The following is an 18,793-nucleotide window of genomic DNA, read 5'->3' on the forward strand; positions in this document are numbered from 1 at the left end:
TAGAAACTTAATAGTAAGGAAATAATTCGGCAACCGTTTGCACAGCAAAACTCGAATACAATAACCGTATTTTTTACGCCAAAAAACCTATTTCAGAATCCAATCCATTCACATTGTTTTTCGGCCACTGACATATTTCAGAGGAGCTTAGCTTGCGGCTGACGAAGGGTAAAACAACAAAAAAATCACCCGCTTACACAGGTGATTTTCAAAAACTTGATAAATGGTTTTCTCTAGAATTTCAAGCCCAATGAGAGCAAGAAATTAGTACCGGCCTGTGGGTATAGATAATTCTCCCTTACCTCGTAATCTTGGCCACCAAAATAACCAAAAGTATATCCGTTCAACTCGTACATTGTATTGAATACATTGTTCACCAAAAGGTTGATGTTGAGCTCTTTTATGAATTTGGGTTTGAGAATGTAATTAATTCTGAAGTCGTTCACAAAGAAGGCATCGATTTTTCTATTCTCGTTAGACGTGTTGTCCAAAAACTGATCGCCCACGTATTTCGAAAGCCATGTAAACGAAAGTGATTGAATTGGCGAGTAACTCAACTGACCACCGGCAACTACATTCGGTGAGAATGAAATATCGGTATCTGAAAAATCATTTCTTACTTCGTTGTATTCGTCAAAATTGGTTCCATAGTCGTACAGAACTTCTTCGAAGTTTTTGATTTTATTTTTGCTCACCGTTAGGTTGGCGCTCAAGTCCAATCCCTTTGCCAAGGGCATTCCTGCCTGAATTTCGATACCTGCTCTGTAACTCTTATCAGCATTGGTTCTGATGTTCGAACCTACATCATTCACTTCACCAGTAAGTACCAATTGGTTTTTGTAGTTCATGAAATATCCGTTCACTTCAAAAGCAAAATCGGAAGAAGCCATTCTATAACCGACTTCAAAATCATCCATTCTTTCTGACTTTGGCTCAACTCCATCAATGGCGTCCACAATATCGGCACGGTTTGGCTCTTTGTTTCCTCTTGCAAACGAAGCATAAACATTCGCATTTGGGTTTAAAGTTAAAGTCGCTCCAAATTTCGGGTTGAAGAAATTGTAAGTTTGGCTAAAGTCGATTGCTCTTAAATCGTTATCGGTTCCAAGGCCTGCGTAGTCTACAGTTCTATACTGCAAGTCCCCGAAAAGATTGATGTTATCGGCCACTTGGTAATTAACCTTTCCATATACATTGAAATCATTTTTTTGAGAATGGCTTTCATACCATCTGTAGCGGATGTCGCTGTTGCTGGCATATTGTGCCCAAATGATTTCGCCATAATGCTCACCTTTGTATTCATTGTAAGCACCTCCCAAATTGGCTTGCACTTTTGCCGCTTCGTAGTTTAAACCATAGGTAATTCCGTAGAAATCATTATCCAACCACCTTCTGCGGATCAAATCCGTGGAAGAAATGGTTTCGCTTCCAATCTGAACATCGTTCAAACCATAATCGGCTAAATCTTCACCTTCTTTATATTCTTCATAATAGCCAGCTCCTTTGGTGTAGTGCAAAGAAGTATTGAAACTCCAAGCCTCATCAATTTGGTGTGAAAGATGCGCTTGATAGTGATCTTGACCATAATTATCCACTTGATTGTCGTGCTGATAGTAATTGAAAGTTCTACCAGAATTCAGCAGGTTGGCGGCCTGTTCTGCGGTATAACCATTATTGGCGATTACCTCATTCATGCCATCCACATCATTATTCAATCTTGCTTCTGGCGTTCCCCACCAGCTTTGGTAGGTTTTTTCATGACCCGCAAAAGTGATCAGTTTCAAAATGGTTTTCTTACCATAGTAACCACCTGATAAATAGTAAGATTGCAAGTCTGAAGAGGCTCTATCGATATAGCCATCTGAGGTGATTTTTGAGAGTCTTCCTTCAAAAGCAAAATTGCTATCTAAAAGTCCCGTGGTATAAACCGCGTTATACTTTTGGGTGTTGAAAGAACCATAAGAAGTGTTTACTCTAGCGCCTGCTTCTTGATTCAAGCTATTGGTTAAAATATTGATTGAACCACCAAAAGCTCCTGCACCATTGGTTGAAGTTCCTACACCACGCTGAATCTGAATGTTGTCTGTGCTGGTTGAAATATCGGGCATATTCACCCAAAAAGTACCTTGTGATTCGGAATCGTTAATGGGCACACCGTTGATGGTTACGTTGATTCGGGCAGGATCACTGCCTCTGATTCTGATTCCGGTGTAACCTACGCCTGCTCCAGCATCGGAAGTTACCACAACAGAAGGTGTCCAGTTCAAAAGAAAAGGCAAATCCTGACCTAGATTCTGCTTTTCGATGTCTTCTTTCGAAACCTCATTGTAGGTGGTCGGTGTTTTTTCATCGGCTCGAGTTCCAGTTACTACAACTTCTTCCAAGCTCACTAAATCGCTTTTCAGCTTTAAAATCACTTCGGTATCGCGATTTACGCTTACGGATTGAGATAGCGTTTTGTAACCCACCATGGTTACATTCAAAGTATAACTTCCTGAAGTCACATTTCGCAAAACGAAATTTCCTTGTTCATCGGTTGATGTTCCTTTTCCCGATGAACCAATCATAACATTGGCTCCGTAAATGGCCGCTCCGTTGGCGTTATCCACTACTTTACCATTGATGGTGTATTGCGCGAACACACCAGTTGCTGTTAGCCACATAGCCAACATCAAAACTACTCTTTGCATTTTTAATAATTAAAATGGTTCACAAATGGGAAACCAAGGGGCAGTTTCCCTTTTCCATGTTTACCATACCTTCCCTGCGCCAGCATTATCTGTATCAGGTTCAATGGGTATAATCTCAGCCCGTTATTATAAGGCACCCCTTTATTTTCGGCAAAGGTAGAAGAGAAATCAGTTATAGCAAAGTTCCTATAACTTTCTTGGCTTGGTTCAGCCGCTCTTCCTCTGCTCCTTTCACTATTAAAAATGGCTGGTTATCCCTGATTAACAACTCTTTATAGATATTGAAAAAATAAGCTCTATCGTCTGGATTTTCCCTTAAAGGATCTTCCTCATAAGGAATATCATAGTCGGTAAGAATAAATAAATCGAAGTATTGGGTAGCTAGCCTGCTGAGAATCCAAGGATCACATTCTCCGTATTTGTGTTCGCTCCACACCTTCATTACGTACATGTCCGTATCGCAGAAGAAGATGTTTTTCGCCTGCGCCTTCCTTTCGTTTTTTAAGGCAATTTGCCCTTTGGCGATTTGAAGGAGGTCGGCCTGATTATAAGGCCTGTCTAATTTTGAAAGATACTCGCGGGCGTATTCTTCGGCCCAAACGGTATTATAATATGCTGCTAATGACTTAGTGAGTGTAGTTTTCCCTGAGCTTTCAGGGCCAATAACCGCTATTTTAATCATAGCGATACCTCCTTTTGCTTCAACATGGTTTTTCTCCAGGCCAAATATCCGGCAATGGCCATTCCGATATAGATGAAATATAAAAATGAGTAAAAGTATAACTCCTTATAAAAGTAAATTCCAGCGGCAAGCACGTCTACGGCAAACCAATAGTACCAGTTATCGATTTGCTTTCTGGCTGTGAGCCACATGCCGGTAACACTCAAAATTGAAGTAGTGCTGTCCCAATAAGGCAGTGAAGCAGGTTCTACTCCTGGAAACCAACTGGGCAATTGAATTAAAAAGCGGGCAAAAACAAACACGCCTGCTGCTGTAAGCAGAAATACGATCAGATTACTTTTTAGTGAAAGCTCCGTAACGGGCACAGCCTCTTCCTCGGTGTCCTTCCCTTTAACCCAGTAATACCAACCGTAAACATTGAGCACGAAGTAAAAAATGTGCAAAAGGAAATCTCCGTATAGTCGAGCTTCCCAAAAAACCACAAACGACACTATTACATAGGCAATCCCAAACGGCCAGGTCCAGATGTTCTCCTTTATCAAAAAAGCAACGGAAAGAATTCCAAAAATCAGCGCTAAAAGCCCTAAAAGGTCGAATTGCTGAACAGTAGAAACAATGTCCTGCCAGATGTCGTTGAGGTGCATGACTCCAAAGATATAATTTTGTGGTATATTTCGTTGATTCAATTTAGGCGAATGGAAATGTTGAAAGCAATACTCATGTTACTCGTAGTTTTAGTGGTTTTTCCTCTGGCTTTAAAAGGTCAGGAGAACGAATTCAATAAAGAAACGGAGAGTGTTTCGCCTTATGTAGAAAAAATTCTGAATGGCCCAATCAACAAAGAAGGCCTTAAGAAAATGCCTTACAAACTCTGGTACAACACCAATTACAAAACCTATAGAATTGACTTCGAAACACTTAAAGACATTAAGCGAAGAAAACTCAAAGACCTAAAAGTTTTGGCCTTTATGGGCACTTGGTGTCACGATAGCAACCGCGAAATACCAAGACTAATGCGAGTTATGGACGAACTTGATGCCGGGACACAGTTGGAGCTTTACGCTGTTGACGTTGACAAAACCAGCATCAATGGAAAAGAAAAGCCCTACGACATACAAAAAACGCCTACGATCATTTTCTATTTGAATGGTGAAGAAGTGGCTCGTATTCTTGAAGAGCCAGAAGGTTCGTTCGAAGAAGAATTAGCGAAAATCTTACACTAAAGTCTGCTTTCTTTTCTTTTACAGTTACCATTGGCCAAGCTTCAAACTGACAGCCTGACTTTGACCTATTCTATGTGAATTCTATATGCTAAAAAACCAAAGCCACCTCTTCAACCTACCCAACGACATTACCTACTTAAACTGTAGCTACATGTCGCCTATGCTGAAAACTGTAGCCGAAGTAGGCGTGAGAGCCATTTACGGTAAAGAAGACCCAACCGTAATTAAGCCAACCGATTTTTTTGATAGCACAAAAAAGCTAAGAGAAGAATTCGCCAAACTGCTGAACATCAAGCAAGAAAACCACTGCGTAATTGTTCCTTCGGTTTCTTACGGAATGGCAACCGTAGCTAAAAACCTAAAAGCCGGCAAAGGCGACAACATCGTACTAGCCGATGAACAATTTCCCAGTAACATGTATGCTTGGCGCGAACTTCAGAAAGAAAAAGGCATTGAACTGAAGTTGGTTGCGGCCCCTCAAGTAAAAGTAAACCGAGGAAAAACCTGGAATGAACGCTTATTAGAAACCATCGATAACCAAACCAAAATGGTAGCGATTGGCCATGTTCACTGGGCTGACGGCACCAAATTCGATTTGGCTAGGATACGAAAAAGAACCCGCGAAGTGGGTGCAATATTGGTAATCGATGGCACACAATCCATTGGAGCGCTCCCTTTCGATGTTCAAGAGTATCAGCCAGATGCCGTTGTGGTTTCTGGCTACAAATGGCTTATGGGGCCTTATGCTTTAGGTATGGCCTATTTTGGAGAATATTTTCAACAAGGCAGCCCCATCGAAAACAATTGGATGAACCGCCTGAACAGCGAAGATTTTACCAACCTTATCAATTATCAAGATGAATACCAGCCTGGCGCTATTCGCTTTGAAATGGGTGAAAGTGCAAACTTTGTATTGACCCCAATGTTGACGCAAGCCATTGCCCAAGTGAATGAATGGAAGCCTGAGAATATTCAAGCCTACTGCAAATCTATTTCGGCTGATGCTCAGCGAACTTTAGTGAATGCGGGCTTCAGCATTGAAGACAGCGAATACAGAGGTGAGCATCTTTTTGGCGTTAGACTTCCAGAACAAATGGACATGGAAGAAGTTAAAAAGCGATTTGCTGAAAGAAGAATTTATGTTTCCATTCGCGGTAATTCGATTCGCGTGGCACCTCATTTATACAACACTACCGAAGATTTAAATCGATTTTTAGAAGCTGTGGGTTTATAAGCACCCACAGTTTTCTTCAACAAAATGGATTAGGAGCTTCAAAAACTCGGTTTTCTGTTCAAAAGAAAATAATATTCAATTCAAGCTTTTTTGAATGCTACGATATCCGTAATTTTGTCCGGCAAATAAAACCAGTATTTATTTGCTATGCCCCTCGATACAGACAAATTCCTTTTTGAAGCACTAACCTACGATGACGTTCTGTTGCTTCCTGCCTATTCAGATGTTTTACCTCGCGATACCAGCACAAAAACGCAGTTAACGCGAAACATCACCTTAAATATTCCTTTGGTTTCTGCGGCTATGGATACCGTAACAGAAGCTGATTTAGCAATTGCAATGGCGCTTGAAGGTGGCCTTGGCTTTATTCATAAAAACATGAAGGCCGAAGACCAAGCCCAGCAAGTGCGTAAAGTAAAGCGTTCGCAAAGCGGAATGATCCTCGATCCGATTACTTTGAACGTTGAAAGCACAGCAAGAGACGCTGAGAAAATCATGCGCGAAAACAAAATTGGCGGTATCCCTGTAGTGGATAACGACCAAAATTTTGTGGGTATCGTTACCAACCGCGACATGCGCTTTATCAAAAACATGAGCAAACCTGTTCGCGAAATCATGACCAAAGAAAACTTGGTTACTGCGAAAATGGGGATTGGGCTTGATGAAGCTGAAGACATTCTTCAAGAACACAAAATCGAAAAACTCCCTATTGTTGACGAAAACGGAAAACTGAGCGGGCTAATCACTTATAAGGATATTCTAAAAAACAGAGACAGACCTAATGCATGTAAAGATTCTTACGGAAGACTAAGAGTTGGGGCAGCTGTGGGTGTTACACCAGATATTCTTGATAGAATTGAGCTTTTGAAAAATGCTGGGGTCGATGTAATCAGCATCGATACTGCCCATGGTCACTCAAAAGGGGTTATCGATATGGCCAGAAAAGTAAAAGCGGCTTATCCTGAATTGGACCTAATCGTAGGAAATGTGGCTACTGGTGCTGCTGCCAAAGCTTTGGTTGATGCAGGAGCAGACGCCATAAAAGTTGGAGTAGGCCCAGGTTCTATTTGTACCACCAGAATCATCGCTGGTGTAGGAATGCCTCAGCTTTCAGCGGTTTACGAATCGGCAAAAGCCATTCAAGGATCAGGCGTTCCAGTAATTGCCGATGGCGGAATTCGTTATTCTGGTGATGTTGTGAAGGCTATTGCAGCGGGTGCAAACACCATTATGATTGGTTCTCTTTTGGCAGGAACAGAAGAAGCTCCGGGCGAAGTGATTCTTTACGAAGGAAGAAAATTCAAGTCTTACCGAGGCATGGGTTCTGTAGAAGCTATGGAAGACGGTTCTAAAGATCGTTACTTCCAAGATGCTGAAGACGACATCAAAAAGCTTGTTCCAGAAGGTATTGTAGGCCGAGTGCCTTACAAAGGTTTGGTGCAAGAAGTGCTTTACCAGATTACTGGTGGGCTTAAAGCTGGAATGGGTTATTGCGGAGCGGCTACCATCGAAGATTTAAAACAAGCTCAGTTTGTTAAAATCACGGGAGCCGGAGTAAGCGAAAGCCACCCTCACGATATCTTCATTACCCGTGAAGCCCCTAACTATAGCAGAAGATAATTTCAGAAAACATATCAGTATTAAGAAAACCACCTCTTTGGGTGGTTTTTTTATTACCCTAAAACCAAGCTTCCACTGCCGAGGGATTTCTTCCGCTCCCTTAAAACCTTTCCTTTTGGCCACTTCAGCCTCGTAATTTTGATTCAGTTAAAAGAAAAGGAAATGAAAAAATTCAAAACAACACTCTTGCTCTTGGTCATGAGCATAACCACCTTTCAACTTCAAGCGCAAAAGCCAGGCTTAGCGGTTCGCGTTGAAGGCAAAGGCCAACCCATTGTATTAATTCCTGGCCTTACTTGTTCGGGCGAAGTATGGGATTCTTCTATTTCAGCAATGGAAAAAGGATATGAGTATCATATCATAACGCTTCCTGGTTTTGCCGGCAATGCTCCAATTGCCAATCATGAAGGTAAGTTTCTCGAAAAAATGGGCGATGAAGTAATTGATTACATCAAAGCGAAAAAGCTGAAAAAACCAGTAATTATTGGCCACAGTTTGGGAGGGTTTTTAGCGTTGAACATTGCCATTAAAGAACCTGATTTGGCTTCTAAATTGGTTATTGTAGATGCACTCCCGTTTATGGCTGGTGTTCAAATGCTTGGTATGTCGGCCGAAGCTATTGAAGGCATGGCCAGCAATATTAAGCAGCAAATGATAGCCGCGGAAAGCCAACCTATTGAAAACAGAAAGGCCTTTCAAAGAATGAATTTGAAAAGCTTGATCCTTGATTCTGCACAAATTGAAATCGCCACCCAATGGAGCATTGACAGCGATCAGGAAACGGTCGGTCAGGCCATGTATGAATTGTTTACGCTCGACATTCGTTCAGAACTCAATCAAATAAAAATCCCAGTTCTGGTTTTAGGCGCTTATGTTGCTTACAAACCTTATGGCTCTACCCGCGAAAGCGTTTTGAAAGCGTACTCCGATCAGTATGCAAACCTTAAAGGTGCGATTGTAGACCTTACGGACAAAGGGCAACATTTTATCATGTGGGATGATCCTGACTTTTTTCAAGCATGGCTTAAAAAGTTCTTATAATATTGGGCTGAGAAGCAACAGGAAATAAAAGACACAAAACTTAACAGGGAATTGAGCGGCATTTAGTCTCTTCAATTCCCTCCAATGCTACTGTTTTATGAAGAAGTCGGTGATTTACTGGATTTGCCAAATTGGAGGCTGGATGCTCTACATTCTTTTTAGTTTTGCCATGCTCTACATTTTCAGTGGCAACACATCCATTACCCTTGGACTTATCATTCTTCAATTCACCATTGGTATTACCATGGGCGTTTTCTCTCATGTGTTCCGCTGGTACATTAAAAGAAAGCAATGGAATGCTCTATCACTAAAGGAACTTCTGCCCAAGGTTTTGATTGGCATTATCGTCCTCTCCTTTCTTTCTCAAGCTGTTATTCACATTTTAATTTATTGGGTGCTTCCTTTAAAAGGCCTCAATCCGTTTAGCTGGAGTGCATTTTTAGGTTACACGGCCAATATTTCCATCGCTTTTGTTGTCTGGTCTGCCGTCTATTTCTCTTATCACTTTGTTCAGAAAAACAGAAGGTCTGAGATTGAAAAACTGGAACTCAAAGCAGCTTTGCAGGAAGCAGAACTTTCAATTCTGAAAAACCAAGTGAACCCTCATTTTTTGTTCAATACACTAAACAATATCCGTTCGCTGATACTTTCAGACCCCGACAAAGCAAGAAATATGGTGACGCATATTTCGGACTTATTGCGCTATTCCATCAGCTTCAATGCTTCTGAAAAAGTGACTTTAAAGGAAGAGTTGGAAATTGTAAAAGACTATTTACAGCTAGAATCCATTCAGTTTAACGAGCGTTTACGCTACAGTTTCCATATCGACCCGAAAAGTTTGGCGGTACAAATTCCACCTATGGCTATTCAATTGCTAGTGGAAAATGCAATCAAACATGGGATTGCACATTTAAGTCAAGGTGGTAAAATTGAGATTTCTTCAAAAGCAGAAACAAACCACATTTTGGTTGAAGTTTGCAACGATGGACAATTGAAAGCAAGCGCGAAACAATCGGGGATTGGCCTTAAAAACTTGGTAGATAGAATGAAAATTTTGTTTGGTCAATTTGCCGAGCTTATGATTGAGAACAGTTCTGAAAATACAGTTACCGCTTCACTTAAAATTCCTAGAGCATGAAAGCCCTTATTATTGATGATTCAGATTTAGCCCGACAAGAGCTAAAGCATTTATTGAAAAACCGCGATGATGTGCAGGTGATTGGTGAAGCACACAATGCCGATATCGCCATAGAAAAAGTGTTGGACTTAAAGCCCGACCTGCTTTTTCTTGACATTCAGATGCCGGGGAAAGATGGTTTTGAGTTGCTTCAAGAATTAGAAGATGCTCCAGAAGTGATTTTCACAACGGCTTACGATCATTACGCCATGAAAGCCTTTGATCATAATGCGCTTGATTACCTGCAAAAACCGATAAAAGAAGATCGTTTGGCTTTGGCTTTAGAAAAAGCGGCTGAGAAAATCAGGAAAAGAAATCTTCAAGAAAAGGACAAAAACATACTCGGGCTCAATCATCAAGTTTTTGTTAAAGATGGAGAAGCATGTTGGTTCGTGAGCTTGTCCGACATCCGTTTGCTGGAAATTATGGGGAGTTACACACGAATCTATTTCAAAGATCAACAGCCCATGATTCCACGGTCGCTCAATTATATGGAAAGCCGACTAGATCCAGAAGTTTTCTTCAGAGCAAACCGTCAACAGATTATCAACTTGAAATATGTAGAAAGAATAGAACCGTGGTTTAGTGGAACCTTAAAAGTTTATTTAAAGGACCGCTCCGAAATAGAAGTCTCAAGAAGGCAGAGCATTAAATTTAGAGAAGTGATGAGCTTTTGATGATAATAAAAGACTTTTTCAATCATACCCAATTACGAAAATCTCCCTATTTACCTTATTATTTAAACAAAAACCGACCTTTTCAGTTGAGCCAAATCATCAAAAAAACAGGCGATTTTATTCAAAAAAGCTTTAAAAAATAAACCACGCAAGTCACTGAAAATCAAAAAGTAATACATTCTTTACTTATAAATTTCTTTCTTTTTTAAGAAAAAGATGGTCATGCTAAATCTCTTTTACCGAATGCCTTCGTAGGTATGGGGGAAATCAAGAAAAAGAGGAGAGCGCTCAATTCCATATCAACCCTTGATACCAAGTCGACCAAAAGAGTTCTAGCCACACACGGCCATTAGTATTCTTTTCTAGCACTATTGGATTTAACACAATTACACCTGTCGGCCCAAGGCTGACCCTAAACTTTATTGTCAAAAAAATTAGACCATTATGAAACGGAAAATTCTATTTACTCTCTGTAGTGTAGCGTTGATTGCATCAATCTATCTATTCGCTGCAGACCATATCGATGCTCCCGGAGTAGCGAGTACATCTTCGGATATTACAGATTATTATGCTTTTCAAAGCCCTGAAACCAGCTCTAACATTGTTTTTGTGGCTAACCTTCAAGGTTTACTTTCCCCAAATGCGACCGCTTCTGCCAGTTTCGATAGCGATGTAATGGTAGAATTCAACATTGACACCAATGGCGATGCAGTGGAAGACTTGGTAATTCAATGCGTTTTCGAAGACGGAAAAGTTATGGCTTACGGCCCTGTGGCGCCTACTCAAACTGGTGCGATGAGTACTTTGGTTTCTTCTGCCAGCATGATTTCAGCTGATATTTCAAGCTATGGTTCGTCAGCCTCTATCGGTTCTCAAAACGGAATGAAACTGTTTGCTGGCCCAAGAGACGATCCATTCTTCATGGATTTTGCCCAATACGGTGAAATCATTGGTGGAAATGCTTCCAGCTTCAACGATCCAGGTTCAGATACTTTTGCGGGTACTAATGTAATGTCGGTGGTAGTTGAAGTGCCAAAATCAATGATTGGAGGTTCAGGAACCATCAACACTTGGGTAACCAGCAATAGAAAGCAGTAAGATCGTAAACCTTAAAATTGAAAAAGATGAAAAAGACATATTTAAATAAATTCTGGGCTATTGCAGCCATATGCACACTTTCTATTTTCTCTTTTGCTTGTAGCAATGACGATGATGGAGACATGGAACCAGACGAACCTGTAATGTATAGCCAAGAGGACCAAATGGGCCGACCAGCCATTAACACGGTTTTTGTTGATGCTTCTATGAAAGACCAATTCAACGTGACGCCACCTTCAATGCAAAGCAGCAGTTTTCAATCGTCATTCCAGACTAAATTGATGGCCTTGAATCCAAATTATTCTACCAACCTATTGGGCTTAGATGCCGCAACATTTACTGGCGTTTTAGCAACAGATGTACTTTCGGTTTCTCTTGATGGAACAACAACTTTCTATGATGGAACGAATGTACTTACAGGTAGAGCTTTGGCGGATGATGTAATCGATGTTGAGCTTATTTTGATCTTTGGCGGATCTGACGCAACGGCAAATCCGGGCTTAACTAGCGACAATGTAAGTGCTAATGACAAAACATTCTTGAGCACTTTCCCATACTTAGCCACTCCTTGGTAAGTCAAATAAATCTCAGGTTCGGGGAAATTCTCCGAACCTAAATTCTTCCCTCGAACCATAAAACCCAAAGCCATGAAATACTTACTTCTAAGTTTTCTAGTCTGCATTTTGGCTTCTTGCCAAAACCAATCGGAAAAGACAGCCATTGCCACGGCCATAGATTACGATCAATATTTACAGTCCAGTTCTACCCAAAAATCTATTGAAACCGTTGATCAAGACATTCAATTCTGGACCAAAAAATTAACCAGCAACCCAAGAAATTTCACCTACATCAGTAAGCTCGCAGGCTTATATAGCAAGAAATTCAGGCTAGACAGCGATGTAAACCACATTTATACTTCCGACAGCCTGTTCCAAACAGCCGCAGAAATTAACCCTTTCAGTAATGCGGGACTTTATCAGGCTTTAAGTGCCAATTTAATTACCAAACATGAATTTGCAGACGCTAAAAACTACGCTGAACTAGCTCTAAAAGAAGGCGATAAAAAAACTGCTTCATACTATTTGCTTTTTGACGCTTTAATGGAATTGGGCGAATACGATAGGGCAGAATCTATCCTTAAGATTCAAAAACATAAAAACGCCTTCGATTATAAAATCCGAGCCTCAAAAATGGCTGATAGAAAAGGAGACTTGGATCAGGCCATTGTTCTTATGGAAGAAGCCAAGGAAATGGTGAAATCCAACCCTACGCTTTTGGCCTGGAGCGAGTCAAATTTGGCTGATATGTACGGTCATGCAGGTAGAGTTCAAGACAGTTATAATGCTTATTTGGATGTTTTAGCCAAAAACCCTGAGCATTATCATTCACTTCAAGGTATAGCTTGGATTGCCTTTGCACATGATCATAACACTACGGAAGCCAAGCGAATTCTTCAATACATTCAACAGCAAAACAACGATCCGCAAGCGACCTTGATGTTGGCAGAAATTGCTGATTTTGAAAACAATACGATTGAAGCAGAAGACTTAAAGAACGCTTATTACGCCAAAGTTTCTTCTCCAGAATACTTAGGCATGTACAACAAGTACATTATTTTACTAGAAGCAGAAGATTTGGAAAAAGCTGCTTTGGCTGTAAACCATGCCGATGCGGAACAAAAGAAGCGCCCAACGCCAGAAATGTATGATCTTTTAGCATGGTCTTATTTACAAAATGGAGAACATAAAAAAGCTTTGGAAGTAGCAGAACAGCACGTTGTCCATAAAACTTCTGAACCAGATGTACTTTATCACTTGGGTGTGATTTACAAAATGAACAATTTTGAAGCGGAAGGAAATAAGTACCTAAAAGAAGCTCTTGAAAGCTCGTTTGAATTGGGTCCTTTAACAACTGCCAAAATTCAGGCATCACTTTAATTTAAGAATTTGAAAAAGCCCATAGCCATAACACTTCTTATTACCTACTCGGTAATTCTGTTTGGCTATGGTTTTGCTTTTTTGGGCCACAGAATTCTCCATGCGCTGAACAATCCTTTTCATCATCATGGAGAAACTGTTGAGGAGCACGAACATTCTTCTCATGAACACGAACACCCTTACGACACGAAGGAATCGAACCATCACAATTTTGATGACCTTATTTACAAACAGTCAGAACACTCTGCACACTTAAGCACTCACCACGAAGAAGAAGAGCATGAGCATGAACACTCTATTAGAAAATCACTTTCTCACGATATCGATGACCACTCCATTGCCTTAGGTAATTTAAAAGAAAATCAAAACGATTTATCCGGTTCCGAAGAAAGTCAATTTCTATTCACTTTCGTTTATTATTTGCCTTTTCCCCAGCAGCAAGAAGCTTTAATAGAGCCCTTTATTCAAAGGCATAATTCCTTTTATCAGGATCTATATCAAAGTCAGAACTTTCCTCCTCACACTCCCCCACCATTGGTTTAGTTACCCATTCAAACAGAGGCACAAAGTGTATACTAAGCACCCAATCTGCCTCACTCAAAAGACCAAAAATCAAAGGACGCCATGTTGTTTATCATTATTGGCCTTAGTCCTCTATGTATTATTCGGGCATAAAGCCTTCACAGCATTAAAATCTGCTGAACAGGTAAACTATGTCCAATCGAAAAACTAAACCTATAAAATGAAATATACTTTTATGGCAGCACTGCTATGCCTTTTGGTTCATGGCAAGTTGCTGGCGCAAACAGGAGAAATATACGGCACTGTGATTGACAAGGAAACCAGCCAACCTTTGGCAGGAACCAACATTCTTGTGGAAAAAACAGGTGACGGGGTAGCCGCGAATGCTTTCGGAAAGTTCACGATCAAAGACTTACCCGCAGGCAAATACGAACTCAAAATCAGTTTCGTAGGCTTTGAAAAGCTGAACCAGATTGTAGAAGTAAAAGCTGGAGAAAAAACGAGTATCGATGTTCAATTAGCTCCCGATGCTTTATCACTGGGCGATGTGGAAATTACCCAAAGTTTGGCTCAGAATGCCTCAACCATTTCGGCACTAGACATACAATTGCGACCTATTACAACCTCTCAGGATGTATTGAGAATTGTACCAGGTTTATTTATTGCCCAACATGCTGGAGGCGGAAAGGCAGAACAAATCTTTTTACGTGGTTTTGATATCGACCACGGAACAGACATCGCACTCACAGTTGATGGAATGCCCGTGAATATGGTTTCGCATGCTCACGGCCAGGGCTATTCCGATTTACACTTTGTGATTCCTGAAACGATTGAACGAGTAGCCTTCGATAAAGGCCCATACTACGCTTCAAAAGGCAATTTGAATACGGCAGGCTTTGCTGATTTTCAAACCAAAAAAACCTTGGGAAGCAATATGTTTAAGTTAGAAGGTGGGCAATTCGGTACCATGCGAACCGTAGGCATGTTCAACTTACTGAAATCGGAAAAAGTAAATGACCCGAGCCTTTATTTAGCAACAGAATATTTTAGAACTGAAGGCTTTTTCGACAGCCCTCAGCATTTTAACCGATTCAATGCCTTGCTAAAATTTCATCAACGCATTTCCGATGATCAAACCCTGGAAATATCAGCTTCAAACTTTACCAGCAGCTGGAATGCTTCAGGGCAAATTCCTGAAAGAGCGGTAGAAAGCGGTCAAATTTCTAGATTTGGATCCATTGACAATACCGAAGGAGGCGAAACCGGCAGAAGCAATTTAAACATGAACCTAACTTCTGATTTGCCTGATGGCGGGGTGGTTCAGAATCAAGTATACTATTCGAAATACGATTTCAAATTGATTTCAAATTTCACCTTTTTCTTGAATGACCCTGTAAACGGTGACCAGATTACCCAATCAGAAAACCGTAAAATATACGGAACCAATAACCGCTATTGGAACAACTGGAATTTGTTCGGCTTAAATGCTAACACTGAATTTGGAGCTGGTTTCCGATTCGATAAAGTGGACGACATTCGTCTTTCCAGAACCTATCAGCGAGAAACTGTTCTTTCAGACATGGCAAGAGGAAATATTCAAGAAACCAACATGTTTGTGTATGGTGAAGAAGAGGTGAATTTCACTTCGAAAATATCACTCACAGGAGGTTTACGTTACGATTATTTCACCTTCGATTACGAAAATCTGCTCTCTGCTCAATACGATAGAAAAGTTGAAAACAAAGGGATTTTAACACCTAAGTTTAAGCTGAGCTACCAAGCAGCCAATCGCCTTAATTTTTATGTGAAATCGGGAATTGGTTACCATTCGAACGACACACGCGTTGTTGTGGCTCAAAATGGAAAACAAATTTTGCCAAAAGCCTATGGCGTAGATTTGGGAACGCTTTGGAAACCCACTGAGCAATTCTTGGTAAATCTAGCATTTTGGAGACTCGATCTCGATCAGGAATTTGTTTATGTTGGTGATGAAGGTATCGTAGAAGCTGGCGGCAAAACGCAACGCGAAGGTGTTGACTTGACCATGAGATACCAACTAACTCCATGGCTCTACGCCAATGTTGATTTGAATTATACGCATCCGCGTTCAATCGAAGAAGCTGAAGGCCAAAATTACATTCCTTTAGCCCCTACTTTTACAAGCGTTGGTGGTTTAAGCTTCGATAACAACAAAGGCTTTAGAGGTAGTTTGCGATACAGATATTTGGACGACAGACCTGCAAATGAAGATAATAGCGTTGTAGCTGAAGGTTATTTCATTATGGATGCGCTGGTAAACTACGCAGTTGGTGCTTTCGACTTCGGAATTTCTGTGCAGAATGTACTGGACACCGATTGGAAAGAAGCTCAGTTCGATACTGAATCACGATTGAAAAACGAAGCCCAACCTGTAAGTGAAATTCATTTCACACCAGGTACCCCTTTTCAAGCCAAAGTTTCTGTAGCCGTTAAATTCTAACTTTAAAAAGCCGTTTCAATTGCTCATTTAGGCATTGAAACGGCTTTCATTATCTATAATCATCCGCTTAGTTTTCGGTAATCTGGTCTTTCAGTTCTTCAGCTTTTCTTAAATGGTTTTCCACCATAGCTAAATTTCTTTGGGCATAAGCCTTTAAATCGGGATTCGAAAATTCAGTTGCTTTGGTAAATGCACGCACATCGCGCTTATGATCGATGATCATCATTTTGATAAATCTTTGATCGAACTCCCCTACACTTTCTTCCTTTAGTTTCTGAAGAGCGTCAAGTTTATCTTCTGAAATTGCTGTTGGCAATTGAATATCATGTGCCGAAGCCAATTCTTGAAGTCCATCTAAAAGAAACTTCTGATCCATTACCATAAACTCCGCATACTCCCGAACTTCAGCGTTTTCGGAACGCTCCAAAGCCGTTACAGCTTCGGCCATGTCCATCATTCTTGCATCGGCTGCTTCTCTCAAAAAGCGAACCTCATCATTCGTCAAAGTAGAAGTGCTTTGAGACACCGCTACAAAACTCAGCAGAAGGGTAAATAGACCCGCCAAACTCGGTGCAAGCCATTTAGTTTTGAAATTTTTCATGGCTCATGGATTTAGGATTTCTTTTTGCCAGCTACAAGCACCACAGCTCCCAATACTGCCAAAACACCACCAGTGATAGGCGACCAATAAATAGGGTTATTCTCCTTTTTGTTCACCTCTACCACGCCAAGATCAACCACTTCTTCTTTGGTAACCAAGTTGATACCTGTGAAAATGGTCATTAAAATTCCGACTACGAGTAATATTGTTCCTAAGATTTTCATTGCTTTCCAATTTTGTGATAAAAGCAAAAGAACAATTAATGAACCAAGGACTTAAAAGCCATTTAACCGCGTTTTAAGACGATAATCGTGTGGAGATTTTTACTCACTTGGGGCTATAAATCAAAAAAGGCACTTAAAGCGGCCTGTAATTTCTTCCTTAAAATAAGGCTTAAACTCCTCCTGCAACCTGCATTTGATCCAAGGTTGGATCAACACTACCTCCACGAGGTTCAATGGTTACAGCAAACATAGATGCATTGGCTACATCTTTCATTTTCAGCAGGCCATCTTCTATGCCATCGAACACACCCATATCCACAGGTTTTCCGTCTACAATGGCCCACAATTGATATTGCTGCTCTTCACTAAGCGATCTTAGATCTTGAATGTTCAGATAAGCTTCTTGGGTTTGGGCATTCCAATAAACGCTGGCCGATTGATCGTCACCATCTTGAACTGGCGCCATATTTACGCGCTTAAAGTCTGCGTTGGTAATCACATCAACATCTGCTGTCAATTGATCTAAGCGTTGATTCACTTGATTATACTGTTGCGCCATCTGCTGATTTTGCGCCTGCAGTTGAGCAAATGCTTGGCTAGAATCTACCCATCTGCTACGATAATCATAAGCTAAATAGGAAGCTACAAGCGCAATTGTAACAGATGCTGCTACTAAGAATTTCCAAACGCCTTCACTACGTGGTTTCATTTGAACCACAGGAGTTTCTTTAGGATCAGGCTTAGCTGCTATGGGTTCAAGCCTGTCTTCAACCTCAATGCTGGCCATAATGCTAGCTTTCAAATCGGTGGGAGGTTGAACACTGGTAGACATAGCGATTCCCTCGAGGCTTCTCTCAATCGCGTCAAGTTCTTCACGCAATTCAGGATGTTTAGCCACGAGCGCCTCAACCTCTGCAATCTCTTGCGGAGAGAAGTCCCGAAGATGTATTCTTCGAGTATTCCGGACGCTATGTATTCTCTAATATCCAATTTTACAATTGCACTTTATTCCTCAAGTGCTTTAAAGCCGACCGTAGTCGAGACTTTACAGTACCCAAGGGTATATCATACTCCTCTGCAATTTCAGAGTGAGTAAATCCTTCAAAATAAATTTTCAGTAGTATAAACCGCTGCTCCTCAACGAGGTCGTTCATCAATTCCTTGACCCCAATTCCGTCTACGCTAGATTCAGTGTTTTTCTGTCGGTCGATGCTATATACGTAGTCATCAATCGAATCGGTTTTAGCACTTCGCTTAATTTCTTTCGACCTCATTTTATCGATCGAAGCATTGCGGGTTAGGTTGAGCATCCAGGTAAAAAGTCGCCCTTTTTGGGCACTGTACATCTCAATCTTATTCCAGATTTTTAAAAAAACATCTTGAATAACTTCGCGGGTAATGTCTTCATCTTGAACAATCCGCTGTGCAGCCCCATATAAAGCACCGCTATACTTATCATATAAGTAAGAAAGGGCATCTCTATCCTTGCTTCTTAAGCGAAGGATTAGCTCTTCTTCATTTATATGTGGTGGTACCGGTGCTATTGGTTAATTAGGTTAAACTACAGTTATATGCTAAAATATAAATA

At 40.8% G+C, this 18,793-nt stretch carries 18 protein-coding genes and 1 riboswitch; of the genes, 11 read left to right on the top strand and 7 right to left on the bottom strand.

Features of this window, described 5'->3' with window-relative positions:
* Positions 1–233 precede the first annotated feature (233 nt).
* The 3 genes from ACXACJ_RS16995 to pnuC all read right to left on the bottom strand — a co-directional run bounded on the left by ACXACJ_RS16995 (position 234) and on the right by pnuC (position 4,016).
* Positions 234–2,690 carry a TonB-dependent receptor gene (locus ACXACJ_RS16995; protein WP_475135609.1) on the bottom strand — a complete coding sequence of 819 codons (2,457 nt, stop codon included), beginning with the start codon at positions 2,688–2,690 and terminating at the stop codon, positions 234–236.
* Positions 2,691–2,742: 52 nt separating this feature from the next.
* Positions 2,743–2,841, bottom strand: a riboswitch (TPP riboswitch).
* Positions 2,842–2,862: 21 nt separating this feature from the next.
* Positions 2,863–3,372: an AAA family ATPase gene (locus tag ACXACJ_RS17000; RefSeq protein ID WP_475135610.1), complete on the bottom strand. Its 510-nt coding sequence runs from the start codon at positions 3,370–3,372 to the stop codon at positions 2,863–2,865.
* The gene (gene pnuC, locus ACXACJ_RS17005) at positions 3,369–4,016 is read right to left on the bottom strand and encodes a nicotinamide riboside transporter PnuC (RefSeq protein WP_475135611.1); all 648 of its coding nucleotides are present in this window, start codon (positions 4,014–4,016) and stop codon (positions 3,369–3,371) included. Before pnuC ends, ACXACJ_RS17000 begins: the two co-directional genes overlap by 4 nt.
* A 75-nt stretch (positions 4,017–4,091) precedes the next feature.
* Here pnuC and ACXACJ_RS17010 point away from each other — a divergent pair, with 75 nt between their 5' ends.
* The 11 genes from ACXACJ_RS17010 to ACXACJ_RS17060 all read left to right on the top strand — a co-directional run bounded on the left by ACXACJ_RS17010 (position 4,092) and on the right by ACXACJ_RS17060 (position 16,380).
* A complete protein-coding gene (locus ACXACJ_RS17010; protein ID WP_475135612.1) occupies positions 4,092–4,595 on the top strand; it encodes a thioredoxin family protein in 504 nt (167 codons plus the stop codon).
* Between the two features lie 85 nt (positions 4,596–4,680).
* Entirely contained in the window at positions 4,681–5,829 is a 1,149-nt protein-coding gene (locus ACXACJ_RS17015; protein ID WP_475135613.1) for an aminotransferase class V-fold PLP-dependent enzyme, read from the top strand.
* Between the two features lie 147 nt (positions 5,830–5,976).
* A complete protein-coding gene (gene guaB, locus ACXACJ_RS17020; protein ID WP_475135614.1) occupies positions 5,977–7,449 on the top strand; it encodes an IMP dehydrogenase in 1,473 nt (490 codons plus the stop codon).
* A 162-nt stretch (positions 7,450–7,611) separates the two neighbouring features.
* Complete coding sequence (locus ACXACJ_RS17025; RefSeq protein WP_475135615.1) at positions 7,612–8,490, top strand: alpha/beta fold hydrolase; 879 nt, start codon at positions 7,612–7,614, stop codon at positions 8,488–8,490.
* Between the two features lie 97 nt (positions 8,491–8,587).
* On the top strand, positions 8,588–9,628 hold the full coding sequence (locus ACXACJ_RS17030; protein ID WP_475135616.1) for a sensor histidine kinase: 1,041 nt from the start codon (positions 8,588–8,590) through the stop codon (positions 9,626–9,628).
* Entirely contained in the window at positions 9,625–10,344 is a 720-nt protein-coding gene (locus ACXACJ_RS17035) for a LytR/AlgR family response regulator transcription factor (protein WP_475135617.1), read from the top strand. The genes ACXACJ_RS17030 and ACXACJ_RS17035 overlap by 4 nt, the downstream gene beginning before the upstream one ends.
* Positions 10,345–10,788: 444 nt before the next feature.
* Positions 10,789–11,442, top strand: coding sequence for a DUF4331 family protein (locus ACXACJ_RS17040; protein WP_475135618.1), 654 nt, complete (start codon positions 10,789–10,791; stop codon positions 11,440–11,442).
* 26 nt (positions 11,443–11,468) lie between these two features.
* Positions 11,469–12,017, top strand: coding sequence for a DUF4331 family protein (locus ACXACJ_RS17045; RefSeq protein WP_475135619.1), 549 nt, complete (start codon positions 11,469–11,471; stop codon positions 12,015–12,017).
* 72 nt (positions 12,018–12,089) lie between these two features.
* On the top strand, positions 12,090–13,379 hold the full coding sequence (locus tag ACXACJ_RS17050; protein ID WP_475135620.1) for a tetratricopeptide repeat protein: 1,290 nt from the start codon (positions 12,090–12,092) through the stop codon (positions 13,377–13,379).
* Positions 13,380–13,388: 9 nt separating this feature from the next.
* Positions 13,389–13,922: a hypothetical protein gene (locus ACXACJ_RS17055; protein WP_475135621.1), complete on the top strand. Its 534-nt coding sequence runs from the start codon at positions 13,389–13,391 to the stop codon at positions 13,920–13,922.
* A gap of 199 nt (positions 13,923–14,121) precedes the next feature.
* Positions 14,122–16,380, top strand: coding sequence for a TonB-dependent receptor (locus ACXACJ_RS17060; protein WP_475135622.1), 2,259 nt, complete (start codon positions 14,122–14,124; stop codon positions 16,378–16,380).
* Positions 16,381–16,447: 67 nt separating this feature from the next.
* Here ACXACJ_RS17060 and ACXACJ_RS17065 read toward each other — a convergent pair whose 3' ends face one another.
* The 4 genes from ACXACJ_RS17065 to ACXACJ_RS17080 form a co-directional block, all read right to left on the bottom strand.
* Positions 16,448–16,981, bottom strand: coding sequence for a DUF4142 domain-containing protein (locus ACXACJ_RS17065; protein WP_475135623.1), 534 nt, complete (start codon positions 16,979–16,981; stop codon positions 16,448–16,450).
* Between the two features lie 11 nt (positions 16,982–16,992).
* Entirely contained in the window at positions 16,993–17,205 is a 213-nt protein-coding gene (locus ACXACJ_RS17070; RefSeq protein ID WP_475135624.1) for a hypothetical protein, read from the bottom strand.
* Positions 17,206–17,374: 169 nt separating this feature from the next.
* Positions 17,375–18,181: an anti-sigma factor gene (locus ACXACJ_RS17075; protein WP_475136792.1), complete on the bottom strand. Its 807-nt coding sequence runs from the start codon at positions 18,179–18,181 to the stop codon at positions 17,375–17,377.
* A 16-nt stretch (positions 18,182–18,197) separates the two neighbouring features.
* Positions 18,198–18,749 (bottom strand): RNA polymerase sigma factor, encoded by a 552-nt coding sequence (locus ACXACJ_RS17080; RefSeq protein ID WP_475136793.1) that lies wholly within the window; start codon positions 18,747–18,749, stop codon positions 18,198–18,200.
* Positions 18,750–18,793 lie beyond the last annotated feature (44 nt).

The organism is Roseivirga sp. AWQ4_251 (genome assembly GCF_056158225.1).

Coding starts and splice junctions, on each gene's coding strand:
- ACXACJ_RS16995 (WP_475135609.1), bottom strand. CDS start 2,690: ATGCAAAGAGTAGTTTTGATGTTGGCTATGTGGCTAACAGCAACTGGT.
- ACXACJ_RS17000 (WP_475135610.1), bottom strand. CDS start 3,372: ATGATTAAAATAGCGGTTATTGGCCCTGAAAGCTCAGGGAAAACTACA.
- pnuC (WP_475135611.1), bottom strand. CDS start 4,016: ATGCACCTCAACGACATCTGGCAGGACATTGTTTCTACTGTTCAGCAA.
- ACXACJ_RS17010 (WP_475135612.1), top strand. CDS start 4,092: ATGTTACTCGTAGTTTTAGTGGTTTTTCCTCTGGCTTTAAAAGGTCAG.
- ACXACJ_RS17015 (WP_475135613.1), top strand. CDS start 4,681: ATGCTAAAAAACCAAAGCCACCTCTTCAACCTACCCAACGACATTACC.
- guaB (WP_475135614.1), top strand. CDS start 5,977: ATGCCCCTCGATACAGACAAATTCCTTTTTGAAGCACTAACCTACGAT.
- ACXACJ_RS17025 (WP_475135615.1), top strand. CDS start 7,612: ATGAAAAAATTCAAAACAACACTCTTGCTCTTGGTCATGAGCATAACC.
- ACXACJ_RS17030 (WP_475135616.1), top strand. CDS start 8,588: ATGAAGAAGTCGGTGATTTACTGGATTTGCCAAATTGGAGGCTGGATG.
- ACXACJ_RS17035 (WP_475135617.1), top strand. CDS start 9,625: ATGAAAGCCCTTATTATTGATGATTCAGATTTAGCCCGACAAGAGCTA.
- ACXACJ_RS17040 (WP_475135618.1), top strand. CDS start 10,789: ATGAAACGGAAAATTCTATTTACTCTCTGTAGTGTAGCGTTGATTGCA.
- ACXACJ_RS17045 (WP_475135619.1), top strand. CDS start 11,469: ATGAAAAAGACATATTTAAATAAATTCTGGGCTATTGCAGCCATATGC.
- ACXACJ_RS17050 (WP_475135620.1), top strand. CDS start 12,090: ATGAAATACTTACTTCTAAGTTTTCTAGTCTGCATTTTGGCTTCTTGC.
- ACXACJ_RS17060 (WP_475135622.1), top strand. CDS start 14,122: ATGAAATATACTTTTATGGCAGCACTGCTATGCCTTTTGGTTCATGGC.
- ACXACJ_RS17065 (WP_475135623.1), bottom strand. CDS start 16,981: ATGAAAAATTTCAAAACTAAATGGCTTGCACCGAGTTTGGCGGGTCTA.
- ACXACJ_RS17070 (WP_475135624.1), bottom strand. CDS start 17,205: ATGAAAATCTTAGGAACAATATTACTCGTAGTCGGAATTTTAATGACC.